The following is a 13,575-nucleotide window of genomic DNA, read 5'->3' on the forward strand; positions in this document are numbered from 1 at the left end:
ACCACCGTCTGAGACGCGTTTAAACTTTATTTCAGCAGACGAACGCGACAGGTTTTACCCTTGATTTTCCCGTTCTGCAGCTGTTTCCAGGCCTTATGGGCAACCGACTGGCGAACAGCAACATAAACATGTGCAGGATGTACCGCAATCTTGCCGATATCAGCCCCATCCAGCCCCACGTCTCCGGTCAGCGCACCGAGCACATCACCCGGACGCATCTTGGATTTTTTACCGCCATCAATACACAGCGTTGCCATTTCTGCTTCCAGCGGAACGAGACTGACGTTGCCCGGTGCATTCACCCAGTTAAGCTTAATCTGCAGCATTTCAGACAGAATATTGGCGCGCTGCGCCTCTTCCGGTGCGCAGAAGCTGATGGCCAGACCGCTGTTTCCGGCACGCGCAGTACGGCCGATACGGTGAACGTGTACTTCAGGATCCCATGCCAGCTCGTAGTTCACGACCAGCTCAAGCGATTTAATATCCAGACCGCGCGCCGCCACGTCGGTGGCAACCAGCACGCGGGCGCTGCCGTTGGCGAAACGGACCAGCGTCTGATCGCGATCGCGCTGTTCCAGATCGCCATGCAACGATAACGCGCTCTGCCCTGCAGCGTTCAGGGCGTCACAGACCGCCTGACAATCTTTTTTGGTGTTACAGAACACCACGCAGGAAGCGGGCTGATGCTGACTGAGCACCTTCTGCAGGAGCGCGATTTTTCCGTGCTGGGACGTTTCATAAAACTGCTGCTCGATAGCAGGCAGCGCATCAACACTGTCAATTTCGATGGTGAGCGGATTTTTCTGCACGCGGCCACTGATTGCGGCGATCGCTTCAGGCCAGGTCGCCGAAAATAACAGCGTCTGACGGTCTGCAGGCGCGAAACGGATCACTTCATCGATAGCATCGCTGAAGCCCATATCCAGCATCCGGTCTGCCTCATCCATGACCAGCGTGTGTAATGCATCCAGCGAGACCGTACCTTTTTGCAGGTGGTCGAGCAGTCGGCCAGGCGTCGCCACAATGATGTGTGGTGGATGCTGAAGCGAATCACGCTGCGCGCCAAACGGTTGTCCGCCACAGAGGGTTAAAATCTTGGTGTTAGGCAGGAATCGCGCCAGACGACGCAGCTCGCCCGCGACCTGGTCCGCCAGTTCGCGGGTTGGGCACAGCACCAGAGACTGCGTCTGAAACAGGGCAGCATCAATATGCTGTAGCAGACCCAGACCGAAAGCCGCCGTTTTTCCGCTCCCTGTTTTAGCCTGAACGCGTACATCACGCCCCTCAAGAATGGCGGGCAATGCGGCCGCCTGAACAGGCGTCATGGTGAGGTATCCCAACTCGTTGAGGTTATCGAGTTGGGCGGCGGGCAGTACATTCAGGGTTGAAAAAGCGGTCACAATAGTCTCTCGTGGTCATCTTTGCGGTCAGATGGCGCGTATCCTCGCAGATCTCGGGGTTCGATGCGACAATTTAATCGGTTCTTCATCGGGCGGCGGGTCAGGCATGGGTTGCGGACGCGGAACAGGATCGGGCATCGGTGTCGGATCGGTGGGGATCGGATCGGACTGACGTGAATACTGCAGTTGCAGAGCGAGTAAGATGCTCATCATTCCCTCCAGGGTTTACTGACGTCCCTTTTAGGGTAGACGCTGGGGAACAGGAGGCAAAAAAAAGCCGACTAGTTAAGTCGGCGTCGTACGAATCAATTGTGCTATGCAGTAATTCAAAAAAGGAAGTAAGACAATATGGAGCGCAACGCCCATCGCTTGACGTTGCATTCACCTGCGGGAGTAATATTGCACCTTACGCGGTCATTGTTTATTGACTTCGCTCAATTAAAAGAGCGTTTTGATCTCCGTAAAAGCTGGAAAAAGCGTAAATTTACAGCCATTTACTACGATGCAACCACCATGCAACACCACCGATCAAAACAACTAACATGACGCAAAATGCGGTAAAGCCATAATGGGCCGCGCCGCCGGGAATTCCGCCCAGGTTCACGCCAAACAATCCCGTCAGGAATGTGCTCGGCAGAAAGACCATTGCCATCAGCGACATCGTATAGGTTCTTCTTGCCAGCGACTCCTGCATCACCTGCGCGATTTCATCCGCCATGACGCCCGTGCGGGCAATACAGGAATCGATTTCATCAAGTCCGCGCCCCAGCCTGTCGGCAATATCCTGCATTCGGCGTCGCTGATCGTCATTCATCCAGTTGAGCCTTTCGCTGGACAGACGCGCGTATACGTCCCGTTGTGGCGTCATATAACGTCGCATGACAATTAACTGCTTACGCAGGAGCGCCAGAAAACCGCGCGGCGGGATCTGCTGATCGAGCAGGTTATCTTCGAGGTCGATAATTTTATCGTGCAGCTCTTCGATAAACTCACTCGCATGGTCAGTCAGCGCGTCGCAGACGTCCACCAGCCAGCTTCCGCAATCGGTCGGTCCGGTGCCCTCTTTCAGATCGTTCACGATATCATCCAGCGCCAGAACTTTACGCTGACGGGTGGAGACAATCAGACCATCGTCCATATAAACACGCATCGCGACCAGCTGGTCAGGACGTTCATCGGTGCTGCCGTTAATGCAACGCAAAGTGATGAGCGTGCCGTCCCCCATTCTGCTCACACGTGGCCGCAGGCTTTCCCCCGCCAGCGCATCACGCACGTTGTTCGGCAGGAGCGGCGTCGAGGCCAGCCAGTCGGCACTGTCCGGATGGGTATAGTTAAGGTGTAGCCAGCAGGGATGCTCATTATCAATGACATCGTTGTCTTCCAGCGGTCGGGCACCGCCACGACCATCCAGCACCCAGGCAAAAACTGCATCAGGAACGTTTAGTTCTGATCCTTTTATACTCTCCACCGCGCCTCCCCCTTTTCAGCTCTTTCGTTGTCAGTCTAGCTTTCATCAGGGGTTAAGCAACAACTATGTTTCGCATCGCGCTGAATTCGCTCAGGAAATAACCGTATTTTGCCAGGCGCCTTTTCAGACCGCACGGGAGGGTAATTCAGCGGCGAGAAGTCGGGATAAAAGAGCCCGGTTAACCAGGCTCTTTTCGTGCATCAGAGGGAGTGACCGGGACGCGAGTGGAATGACAGCGGGCCAGCATGAGAAGGCGTGGATTCAACCTGATACCCCTTTTCGAGCCGGAAGTTACGCGTCCGCGCCTGCAGTTCACTTACCTGATTACGCAGTACATCAGAGGATCCGTTGAGTTCTTCTGCCATCGTAACGTTACTTTGCGTGACCCGTTCCAGCTCAGACAAGGCCAGCGTAATCTGGGAAATGCCTTTCTCCTGCTCTGACGTCGAGGTGAAAATGTCATCCATCAACTGGCTGACATTGCCGGAGCCGGTCACAATTTCTTGCATATTCTTTTCAGCTTCGGACACAACGGTCACGCCCTGAGTAACGTTATTGCTGGTCACTTCAATCAGCGTTTTGATGTTTTTGGCGGCATCCGCGCTGCGGTGGGCCAGGTTTCGCACCTCTTCTGCCACCACCGAAAACCCTTTTCCGTGGTCACCGGCTCTGGCCGCCTCAACGGCCGCGTTTAGCGCCAGGATATTCGTCTGGAAGGCAATGCCGTCGATCATCGAGATAATCTCCGTCATTTGCTGTGCACATTCGGTAATGGATTGCATATTGGTGGACACCTGCCCCATCAACTCGCCACCTTTGCGCGCCTGCAGTGTTGCCCTGTTTGCCTGCTCGCTGGCAAGTCGGGTGTTATCGGCATTATTTCGGGTACTTGCTGCCATCTGCTCCATGCTGGCAGCCGTTTGCACCAGCGATGCAGACTGCTGCTCTGTTTTCACCGAAAGCTGCGCGCTACGCGCGGAGAGTTGATCGGACAAGGTCATGGCGGTTTGCGACGAGGCCCTGATCTCGCGTACCAGGGTCGCGATGTTGCTGGAGAGGCTGTTAATCCCGGGTATTAAACGCCCTGCACAGTTATTGCCAAATTCAGGGATAGTCACGCCAAGATTGCCTGCAGTCACTTCTTCAATACTTTTTTTCACAGTATTGATCGGCGTCACAAGATACTTTGTCATGTAGCCCCAGAGCAAAAATAGCGCAACGAAATTAATGATATTGAGTGAAATAAAGAGAGAGGATTTGCTGGAAAATAGAACAATGACACCTGCATCAACCAGGAAAAGACATAAAAGGAACCCGGCAATGAAGGTTCTGACACTAATATTTCTTAGCATGATTATATCCACGATTTTATATTTAGGTCGGCATTAAGATTTATAGCATTCGTGTTGTTGTTTGTCCTGATGAACAACGCTGGTTTCACCTTTCGCCGTTAGCCACCTGAGATTTAACTTAAGTCAGATAAAAACAGGGTATTAGTGAAAATGTTATATGCAGCATCCTGTGATACTGGTTTCCTGCCACTTTAAGCGATACCATCGCCTGCGATGAGACAATATGGCCGCGCTCATATTTAAGGAGCTTTGCTGCAATTATTCGCCTTTGTTTAGCAATGCTTAATAGGTGCCGGAAAGAATATATTTTATATTCACCGCCAGCCTTAACGTTTTAATATGACCGGTCGTTTTGCACGATACCTAACTCATATTATTTGAATGCGCATGTACGTTGCCAGTTAAAGACGTGCCCGGCAGGCGAAATCGGTAACCCTCTTTGGCGTGGGATTGCATAATGCTCAATATATCGTGGGACCCTGTGTTAATAGCCCTCTCGTATCTGGTGGCCTTTATCGCCTCATTTGTGGCCCTGGACAGCGCCGGAAAAATCCCGCTTTCCAGCCGTAAAACGGCGATATTCTGGCGTATCGCCGGAGGCGTCACGCTTGGGATCGGGATCTGGTCAATGCACTTCATCGGCATGCTGTCGATGCAAATGCCGATGATAATGAGCTATAACCTCTGGTTAACCCTCGCCTCACTGGGCGTGGCGGTGGTTGCATCCACGGTCGCCATCAATATTGCCGTAACGGGTAAAACCCTTTCCCCTTTTCGATTGATCGTTGCCACGGTGCTCCTGAGTGCTGGCGTGGTCTGTATGCACTTTATCGGTATGGCCGCACTGATGCTGGACAGCCATATTCTCTGGGAACGACGCATTGTTGCCGTGTCCGTGTTGATTGCCGTTATGGCCTCCGGCGCGGCGCTGTGGCTGGCATTTCGCCTGCGGGATATGCGCAAAGGGGTGTTTATCAATCGTATTCTCGCGGCCTGCGTGTTGGGTGTCGCCATCTGTGCGATGCACTACACCGGCATGCGTGCTGCCCATTTTCAGGAAATGACGCATACCCTGCCCGGCGGTATCAGCGAGTTGGGGTTATCGGTCTGGGTTTCTGTCACCACACTGTGCCTGCTCGGGGGTATGTTAATGATTTCGCTCATCGACTCGCACCGGCGGACGAACCGACTGACCGACAACCTACGCCAGCTTAATCGTCAGCTTGAACTGCAGGCGCGGTTTGATGCGCTTACCGGTCTCGCTAATCGCCACCAGATGGACATTCGGATGCAGGATTGCCTGCGCAGCGCATTGCTCAGCAAGAAGCCATTCGCCGTGATTTTCCTCAACGTCGATCATTTCAAACGCATCAACGATACCTGGGGCCACAACACCGGGGATGAGTTGTTAATCTCTCTCGCGCAGCGCATTACCGCCCGCCTTACCCGCGAGATGACCCTCGCCAGGCTTGGCGGCGACGCCTTTATCCTGCTGGTTCCCGAGTGTGACGACGATAAACTCAACCCGCTGCTCACGACATTGCTGGAGGATATGCGCCGCCCGTTTTCACTTTGTGGGCACACGCTGAGCACAACAATCAGCGCGGGTGTCAGCCTCTACCCGCAGGATGGCGAGACGCTGCATGAGCTGAAGCTAAAAGCCGATGCGGCCCTGAATCGCGTCAAAGAGGATGGACGAAACGGCTGGGCCGTCTACCGGAACGAGATGTCAACGGCCATTCCGGCCAACCCCGGCTTCCTGCAGGAGTTAACTCAGGCGCTGGAACGCGATCAGTTTGAACTGTGGTATCAGCCGACCTGGCATGCAAAAGACACCACTATTCACGGTTTTGAAGCCCTTCTGCGCTGGCGGCACCCTGAGCAAGGGGTGTTGCTGCCTAATCTGTTTTTACCGTCGCTGGAACAAACGGGGCTGATCATCCCGGTGGGGAACTGGGCGATTGAAGCGGCATGCCGTCAGCTTCATTTCTGGACAGAACAAGGTTTCAGCCAGTGGACATTGTCCTTTAACCTCTCCCCCGTCCAGTTCGAACAGCCGGATATCTTCCACATCATTTCGTCGATGTTGCATAAATATAATCTGTCGCCCTCCCGGCTTATCCTTGAGGTGACAGAAAGTACCGCACTGAAAAATCTCGACCGCAGTATTGAATTACTCAATGCGTTCAATCAAGCCGGGATTACCGTCTCGATTGATGATTTTGGCACCGGCTATTCCAACCTGTTGATGTTGAGCGTTCTGCCCGCTAAAGAGCTAAAAATCGACAAAAGCTTTGTGCACTCGATGCTGGTAAATGAAAAAAGCCGCAAGCTGGTGGAAACCATTATCAATATCGCCCGGACCATGGAAATGAATGTGGTTGCGGAAGGGATCGAGATGGAAGAACAACAGGTGGTGCTGACGGACCTCGGCTGTGATTACCTGCAGGGGTTCCTTTTCTCCCGTCCTTTACCTGCCGAACAGGTTCCCTGGCTGCTGCTGCAAAAAAACTCAGACAAACAAATTATACCCATTGGTAAAATTCACGCGGAACCCGCATATATTTCACAAAAAAATCATGCCTGACCGGGTTAAGTAGAGTATGTTTCAAAGGAGTCCACTCCCGTTAATTCTGTCATGATCCTCAGGCCCATTGTGCCGATGTACAGGAATACGCTATGTCGCAAAATTGTTTTGATGCGCTGAATTTAATTAAAACCCCCGTGTGGCTCATTTCACCTGCTTCAGAACAGATCATTTTTGCAAATGCGGCCGCCGCTCAGATCATGGGCGATAAAACCCTGGATGACCTACGCAAAGGTACCTATTCCGCCAATGCGCATCACGTGCTGTCGATGTATGTGCCTGAACTGAAGAGTGAGCAGGAGATCGTCGAAATCTGGACCATCTCCCGCGATGGACATGAAACCGCGCTGAGCTGCCGTCTCTCGCTTGCCCATTTCGTGCCCCAGGGGAATGTTATTGTGTTTGAAGGGCTGACGCAGCAGGTTCTCTCCGGGCTTAAGGCCAGCCGCTCCGCGACCTACCAGCGCAAAAAACAGGGATTTTACGCGCGCTTTTTCCTGACCAACAGCGCGCCAATGCTGCTTATCGATCCGTCCCGGGATGGCCAGATTGTGGATGCCAATCTGGCGGCGCTGACTTTTTACGGTTATGCGCATGATGAAATGTGCAGAAAACATACCTGGGAAATCAATACGCTGGGGCGGGATGTGATCCCCGTGATGACGGAGATTGCCGCGTTGCCGGGCGGCCATAAGCCCCTCAACTTTATCCACCGTCTGGCCGATGGCTCCACCCGCCATGTTCAGACCTATGCCGGGCCGATTGAAATTTACGGTGACAAATTGATGTTGTGCATTATCCACGATATCACCGAGCAAAAAAGGCTGGAGCAGGAGCTGGAACACGCGGCACTGCGTGATTCCATGACGGGCCTGCTCAACCGGCGTCAGTTCTATATCATCACCGACCAGGCCAACACCTATCATCTTCCCGCGCAGCAGCAATTTAGCCTGTTGCTGGTGGATACCGATCACTTCAAAAATATCAACGACCTCTTCGGCCACCTGAAAGGTGATGAGGTGCTGATCTCGCTCTCGCGCACGCTGGAAGCCTGTAGCCGCAAAGAGGACCTGGTCTTCCGCTGGGGCGGTGAGGAGTTCGTCATCCTGCTGCCGCGCACCCCGCTCGACACCGCCCTGCAAATCGCCGAAACTGTGCGCGATGCGGTCGCCCGCATCACGATCCCGGGTTTACCTCGTTTCACCGTCAGCATTGGCGTGGCGCGACATAATCCGGGCGAGAGTATGGATGAGCTGTTTAAACGTGTGGACGATGCGCTTTATCGCGCCAAAAGTGATGGGCGCAATAAAGTCCTGGCGGCATGAAACTGGTGTATCTTCGTCAGCCCCGTTACAATGCCCCTCTCGAATAAATGGACCACAGGTGGGTAGATGTGCAATGGGAAAAACAGAAATAATACTCACCATAATTATTTTATTCGTTATTATATTCGGCTTCTGGTTTATTTTCAGCGGTGAGATCTGGTTTCTGGTGGAATACCTTGAGAACAGTATCTACCCCACCTTCGATGCGCTATGACGCATGTTTAATTCCTTGTTTCACCTACCGAATTTGTCAGGTATCAGCACCGGTAAGAGGTGCGTAAAATACGCAACGTTATCCTCCAACAAGTTGATAACGAATCATTAAATCATTTGCTTATTTCGCCCGTTCTCTGACGGGCTTTTTTTATTTCCGGCAATTCAGCTGTGCCAGGCTATATCTTAAACATCGTTAAACCTAAAGGTGAGAAATGATGAGCAAGAAAATCCTGATGTTGGTCGGCGATTACGCCGAAGATTATGAAACAATGGTGCCCTTTCAGGCTTTACAGATGATTGGCCATCAGGTGGACGCCGTCTGCCCGGACAAATCCCGTGGCGACTACATCATGACGGCGATCCATGATTTCGACGGTGCCCAGACCTACAGTGAAAAGCCGGGCCACCGTTTTATCCTCAATGCCGATTTTTCCGCCGTAAAAGAGCAGGATTATGACGCGCTGCTAATCCCGGGTGGACGAGCCCCTGAATATCTCCGGCTAAATGATGACGTGCTGAAACTGGTGCAGGCCTTCGACACCGCGCGCAAACCGATTGCTGCGGTTTGCCACGGACCGCAACTGCTCGCTGCTGCCGGCATATTAAAAGGACGAACCTGTAGCGCCTATCCCGCCTGTGCGCCTGAAGTCCGCCTCGGCGGCGGGCACTATGCCAATATTGGTATCGATCAGGCACACGTAGACGGTAATCTGGTCACTGCCCCCGCCTGGCCTGCGCATCCGCAATGGCTGGCGAAATTCAGTGCATTGCTGGAATAACGTTGCCCTGCTCCCGCCAGCAACGCCTGGCGGGAGCAATCCGCTGGGAATAATGTGTCCCCCGGCGATTTAGCGATCCTGCCGCTCCCACTGCGCTTCCCGCTCACGCGCTTTTCTGCGGGCTTCCTCTTTTTCACGATACAGTGGCGGATAGTAGATGTTCCCCCAGTCCCATTTACCGAACCAGAGACTCATCAGCGTACTTAAGATGATAATAAGTACGGTATAAAACAGAACGGTTCCGCTTTCACCGCCGTGGCTGAACAGATCGATGACCAGCGAATGCTGCGCGTCGCTAAACCACTGCGGATGGTCATCAAGCATCATGAAAAACAGGATCCCAAAGAGTAAATCCCCGACTTTAAATCGTTCATGAAATTTCGTGCGCCAGTTTGCATTATGTTTTTCATAATAATTCAGCAGGAACTGGTTGTTTTCCTTCAACGCTAAATCAAGTACTTCGCCTGAAGGAACTTCACCCGACCTCTTCTGATAATCACTCTGCGCGCGCAAGAAATCCGGGAAGATTCTGCTGTAGATGAACTCATTGAGTAGTAGCCTGACAATATTGGCTATAAAAGGCATCAGAGTGGTGGCAATCAAACCTAAGGCGGCGAGCGCCACGCAGAAAAAACCCAGATGTTCGGTCCAGTTAAGTGTCTGAACAGGCCAGGTCAATATTCCTTGCCCGCTGTATACCAGCAGCGCCAGGTCGGCGAAAAGGACAATATAGATGAAGCGGATAATCCATTGCCATTCCCAGATTTTATCCATAATCCCTAACCCTGCCGGGAAAGACGCTTTCTCTTTCTTTTCATCCGTCATCATTTACCTCCCCTTTGACTCACGGAACAAACATCCCTCGTTCAATAAAGAAAAACTGGCGCAAATGCGCCAGCTCTTAATTTAACGTTCACAACGAAGACCGGCGGTTCCCGGCTCGTCAGTGTTTCTCAATATACATCGTCCGGCTATAAGCCACGTCTTCCGGGTTATTAATGGGGTAACCTTTCACCCATGGTTTGATCAGGCGGCCGTTGGTGTACTGGTAAATAGGTGCGATTGGCGCTTTTTCCGTGAGGATTTTCTCCGCCATGTTGTAGTCTGCGTTACGCGCTTTCGCCGTGTTTTCGAGCGTCGCCTGATGGATAATTTTATCGTACGCCGGATCGTTGAAACGCGAGATATTGCCGCTGTGGGTTGAGGTCAATAACGACAGGAAGGTCGATGGCTCATTGTAATCCCCGACCCATGACGCGCGGATCACATCGAAATTACCGGTATTACGGCTATCGATGTAGGTTTTCCACTCCTGGTTCTGCAGTTTGACGTCAACGCCGAGGTTTTTCTTCCACATCGAGGCCACCGCAATCGCGATTTTCTGATGGTTTTCTGACGTGTTGTACAACAGGTTCAGCTTCAGCGGGCGCTGAGGGCCATAGCCCGCGGCCTGAAGCAGCGTTTTCGCCTGGGCATTGAGTTCCTGCTGTGACATCTGCTCAAATGGCGAGGTTTCTGGCGTAAACCCTGCCGTCACGTCTGGCGTGAAATGCCAGGCGGGCTTCTCACCGGTTCCTAACACTTTGTCCGCCATGATGCGGCGATCGATGGTCATGCTCAGGGCGAGGCGTACACGGGCATCAGCCGTGGGCCCTTTTTGCGTATTAAACGCATAGTAATAGGTGCCCAGCTGAGGCGGTGTATACACCTGTCCCGGAATGTCCTTGAGCAGCTTCTGATACATGTTTTTCGGGAACGATTCGGTGATATCAATATCATCCGCCAGATAGCGTTTAGTGGCCGAGGATTCCTGGTTAATCGGTATGAACGTCACTTTTTGCAGGACGGTTTTGGCGTTATCCCAGTAGTGTGTATTTGGCACCACAACCAGTTTTTCATTCACCACGCGATCTTTCAGAACGTAGGCGCCATTTCCGACCAGAGCCCCCGGACGCGTCCACTCTTTGCCGCTCTCCACATTGGCCTTTTGCACCGGATAGAAGGCAAAGTTTGCCGTCAGATTGCTAAACCACGGCAGCGGTTTATCCAGCTGCACACGTAAGGTTTTTGCATCTACGGCCGTCACGCCCAGCGTATCTGGCGCGGCTTTACCATCAATTATCGCCTTTGCGTTATGGATACCCGCCAGCGCAGCAAACCAGGCAAACGGAGACGTGGTTTTCGGATCAACCAGACGCTGCCAGCTGTAGACAAAATCCTGAGCGGTAACTGGAGAACCGTCAGACCATTTCGCGTTATCACGTAAGGAGAAGGTCCAGATACGGTTATCATTACTCTGCCAGCGCGTCGCCACGCCCGGGGTCAGTTCACCTTTCTCATTCTGATTAACCAGTCCTTCAAAAAGGTCGCGAATGACCTGTATCTCGGGTAATCCCACGGCTTTTGCCGGATCAAGGGAAGCCGGCTCATCTTTAATGTGTCTGGCCAGCTCCTGTTTTTGCGCCAGTACCGTGCCCTGTGGCACATCAGCGGCGTACGAGAGTGAAGAGAGTCCGCACAGCAACAGTGCAGTACAGAGACGCGAAACAGGATGCTTCATAAGATCCCCTTTTATGAATTCAGGTAATAAGCAGATGCGTAATTATTTGTTTCGACAATGAGAATTGCAAATACCTTCCTCCGGAAAGTTGATATCCGGCAATTTTCCCGCCATACGGAAACTATTTGATTAACCGCGAGTTTTGCACAACACTGCCAGTAGAGACTTCTTTATCAGGATTTCCTATGGCAATCACCCGACCCAGAGCGGAACGCGGCGCCTTCCCGCCAGGTGCAGAGCAGTATGGCCGTTCATTTTTAGGCGCATCGCTGATTTGGTTTCCGGCCCCCGATGCCGATCGCAACAGCGGCTTAATCATTGCCGGCACGCACGGCGACGAGAACTCGTCTGTCGTCACGCTCTCGTGCGCGCTGCGCACGTTGACGCCCAGCTTACGACGTCATCACGTGATTCTGGCCGTCAACCCGGATGGGTGTCAGCTTGGGTTACGCGCCAATGCGCGGGGCATCGATTTAAACCGTAATTTCCCTGCAGCAAACTGGCGCGCCGGTGAAACGGTTTATCGCTGGAACAGCTCCGCCGAAGAGCGTGACGTTGTCTTGCTGACCGGCGACACGCCGGGCTCGGAGCCGGAAACACAGGCGCTGTGCCAGTTAATCCATAAGATCCACCCGGCCTGGGTTGTCACCTTTCACGATCCGCTGGCCTGCATCGAAGATCCGCGGCACACCGAGCTGGGCGAATGGCTGGCGAATGCTTTCGCCCTGCCGCTTGTCTCCAGCGTGGGCTATGAAACCCCTGGCTCATTCGGCAGCTGGTGTGCCGACCTGGGATTACCTTGCATCACCGCGGAATTCCCGCCGATATCGTCAGACGAAGCCAGCGAAAAATATTTAAAGGCCATGGTGGAGCTTCTGCGCTGGCAGCCTCAAAAATGAAGGACGCCGCTGGTAAACGTGAGTGCCGGTGAAACGTCAACCGCCAGCCATGTCGGGCCATCAAGATCGGCAAAACTGACATGATTTACCAGCGGCAGCGCCGCGTTGATCGCCCGGGATGTACACAGCATACATCCCAGCATGATTGAAAACCCCTGAGCTTGCGCCTGTTCTGCCAGCGCCAGCGCCTCTGTCAGCCCACCGGTCTTGTCGAGTTTGATATTGACCATCTCGTAACGGCCCTGCAGTTCAACCAGGCTATCGCGCGTATGGCAGCTTTCATCCGCGCAGATGGGCAGCGGGTGGATAAAATTCTTCAGCGCCGCATCATCCTGTGCCGGCAGAGGCTGTTCCAGCATGGCTACGCCCAGGTCGGCCAGCAGCTGACATCGTGCGGCAAGGCCTTCGGGATGCCATGACTCATTCGCATCCACAATTAACGTGGCTGTCGGGACTGCCGAGCGGATAGCGACCATACGCTCGCTGATCAGACGATCGTCAAGCTTCACCTTTAACAGCGTCGCCCCCGCATCAAAGAGTGCTTTTGCGCTGGCGGCCATGTGTTCAGGCTCGCCAATCACCACCGTTTGCGCCGTGACAACCGATGTCGGCAACGTGACGCCTAGCAGCGTCGTCAGCGAGGTTTGCTGTTTGGCAGCCTCCAGGCTCCAGAGTGCGCAGTCAATCGCATTACGCGCCGCGCCAGCGGGTATACGCTGCTGTAGCGCCTCGCGGGTGAGCCCTTTTTCCAGATCGGGAACGAGCGTCACGATAAGTGCCATCACCGACGCCAGACTTTCGCCATAGCGCGGGTACGGCGTGCATTCGCCGACGCCCTTAATGCCGTCCTCTTCTATCTCCACCACGACCACACTGGCTTCGCTTCGACTGCCGCGGGAGATCACAAACGGGGTATGCAATGGCCAGGCTTCTTCATAGACCTTAACGCTTCTCATCACTGACTCCTTGCGGCCCGGAAAGGCGAAAAA

12 protein-coding genes are annotated in these 13,575 nt (G+C 53.4%); 5 read left to right on the plus strand and 7 right to left on the minus strand.

The window, feature by feature from the left end; translation table 11 throughout:
* Positions 1-26: 26 nt before the first annotated feature.
* From dbpA to ACN9MQ_RS11865, 4 genes are all read right to left on the minus strand, one after another.
* Complete coding sequence (dbpA, locus tag ACN9MQ_RS11850; RefSeq protein ID WP_426021040.1) at positions 27-1,400, minus strand: ATP-dependent RNA helicase DbpA; 1,374 nt, start codon at positions 1,398-1,400, stop codon at positions 27-29.
* A gap of 27 nt (positions 1,401-1,427) precedes the next feature.
* Positions 1,428-1,613: a hypothetical protein gene (locus tag ACN9MQ_RS11855; RefSeq protein ID WP_271661392.1), complete on the minus strand. Its 186-nt coding sequence runs from the start codon at positions 1,611-1,613 to the stop codon at positions 1,428-1,430.
* 271 nt (positions 1,614-1,884) lie between these two features.
* Positions 1,885-2,868 (minus strand): zinc transporter ZntB, encoded by a 984-nt coding sequence (zntB, locus tag ACN9MQ_RS11860; protein WP_047356423.1) that lies wholly within the window; start codon positions 2,866-2,868, stop codon positions 1,885-1,887.
* 200 nt (positions 2,869-3,068) lie between these two features.
* On the minus strand, positions 3,069-4,220 hold the full coding sequence (locus tag ACN9MQ_RS11865) for a methyl-accepting chemotaxis protein (protein WP_426021039.1): 1,152 nt from the start codon (positions 4,218-4,220) through the stop codon (positions 3,069-3,071).
* 457 nt (positions 4,221-4,677) lie between these two features.
* Here ACN9MQ_RS11865 and ACN9MQ_RS11870 point away from each other — a divergent pair, with 457 nt between their 5' ends.
* From ACN9MQ_RS11870 to ACN9MQ_RS11885, 4 genes are all read left to right on the plus strand, one after another.
* Positions 4,678-6,807, plus strand: coding sequence for a putative bifunctional diguanylate cyclase/phosphodiesterase (locus tag ACN9MQ_RS11870; protein ID WP_426021038.1), 2,130 nt, complete (start codon positions 4,678-4,680; stop codon positions 6,805-6,807).
* A 92-nt stretch (positions 6,808-6,899) separates the two neighbouring features.
* Positions 6,900-8,132 carry a sensor domain-containing diguanylate cyclase gene (locus tag ACN9MQ_RS11875; RefSeq protein WP_196355538.1) on the plus strand — a complete coding sequence of 411 codons (1,233 nt, stop codon included), beginning with the start codon at positions 6,900-6,902 and terminating at the stop codon, positions 8,130-8,132.
* A gap of 73 nt (positions 8,133-8,205) precedes the next feature.
* Entirely contained in the window at positions 8,206-8,346 is a 141-nt protein-coding gene (locus ACN9MQ_RS11880; RefSeq protein WP_020882478.1) for an Ecr family regulatory small membrane protein, read from the plus strand.
* Between the two features lie 217 nt (positions 8,347-8,563).
* Positions 8,564-9,127, plus strand: coding sequence for a DJ-1/PfpI family protein (locus ACN9MQ_RS11885; protein WP_131828543.1), 564 nt, complete (start codon positions 8,564-8,566; stop codon positions 9,125-9,127).
* A 69-nt stretch (positions 9,128-9,196) separates the two neighbouring features.
* On the opposite strand, the gene ACN9MQ_RS11890 is transcribed toward ACN9MQ_RS11885, so the two are convergent.
* Both ACN9MQ_RS11890 and ACN9MQ_RS11895 read right to left on the minus strand, forming a co-directional pair.
* On the minus strand, positions 9,197-9,901 hold the full coding sequence (locus ACN9MQ_RS11890) for a hypothetical protein (RefSeq protein WP_237772142.1): 705 nt from the start codon (positions 9,899-9,901) through the stop codon (positions 9,197-9,199).
* A 169-nt stretch (positions 9,902-10,070) separates the two neighbouring features.
* Positions 10,071-11,687 (minus strand): peptide ABC transporter substrate-binding protein, encoded by a 1,617-nt coding sequence (locus ACN9MQ_RS11895; RefSeq protein ID WP_426021037.1) that lies wholly within the window; start codon positions 11,685-11,687, stop codon positions 10,071-10,073.
* Positions 11,688-11,872: 185 nt separating this feature from the next.
* On the opposite strand from ACN9MQ_RS11895, the gene mpaA reads away from it, so the two are divergent.
* A complete protein-coding gene (gene mpaA / locus ACN9MQ_RS11900; protein WP_020882474.1) occupies positions 11,873-12,586 on the plus strand; it encodes a murein tripeptide amidase MpaA in 714 nt (237 codons plus the stop codon).
* Here mpaA and ycjG read toward each other — a convergent pair.
* A complete protein-coding gene (gene ycjG, locus ACN9MQ_RS11905) occupies positions 12,577-13,542 on the minus strand; it encodes an L-Ala-D/L-Glu epimerase (protein ID WP_126488165.1) in 966 nt (321 codons plus the stop codon). The two genes, mpaA and ycjG, sit on opposite strands and share 10 nt — an antisense overlap.
* Positions 13,543-13,575: the final 33 nt, after the last annotated feature.

The sequence above is a fragment of the Enterobacter sp. R-25 genome, from assembly GCF_049913205.1.
Lineage (GTDB): Bacteria > Pseudomonadota > Gammaproteobacteria > Enterobacterales > Enterobacteriaceae > Enterobacter > Enterobacter ludwigii.

Coding starts and splice junctions, on each gene's coding strand:
- ACN9MQ_RS11855 (WP_271661392.1), bottom strand. CDS start 1,613: ATGATGAGCATCTTACTCGCTCTGCAACTGCAGTATTCACGTCAGTCC.
- ACN9MQ_RS11865 (WP_426021039.1), bottom strand. CDS start 4,220: ATGCTAAGAAATATTAGTGTCAGAACCTTCATTGCCGGGTTCCTTTTA.
- ACN9MQ_RS11870 (WP_426021038.1), top strand. CDS start 4,678: ATGCTCAATATATCGTGGGACCCTGTGTTAATAGCCCTCTCGTATCTG.
- ACN9MQ_RS11875 (WP_196355538.1), top strand. CDS start 6,900: ATGTCGCAAAATTGTTTTGATGCGCTGAATTTAATTAAAACCCCCGTG.
- ACN9MQ_RS11880 (WP_020882478.1), top strand. CDS start 8,206: ATGGGAAAAACAGAAATAATACTCACCATAATTATTTTATTCGTTATT.
- ACN9MQ_RS11885 (WP_131828543.1), top strand. CDS start 8,564: ATGAGCAAGAAAATCCTGATGTTGGTCGGCGATTACGCCGAAGATTAT.
- ACN9MQ_RS11890 (WP_237772142.1), bottom strand. CDS start 9,901: ATGGATAAAATCTGGGAATGGCAATGGATTATCCGCTTCATCTATATT.
- ACN9MQ_RS11895 (WP_426021037.1), bottom strand. CDS start 11,687: ATGAAGCATCCTGTTTCGCGTCTCTGTACTGCACTGTTGCTGTGCGGA.
- mpaA (WP_020882474.1), top strand. CDS start 11,873: ATGGCAATCACCCGACCCAGAGCGGAACGCGGCGCCTTCCCGCCAGGT.
- ycjG (WP_126488165.1), bottom strand. CDS start 13,542: ATGAGAAGCGTTAAGGTCTATGAAGAAGCCTGGCCATTGCATACCCCG.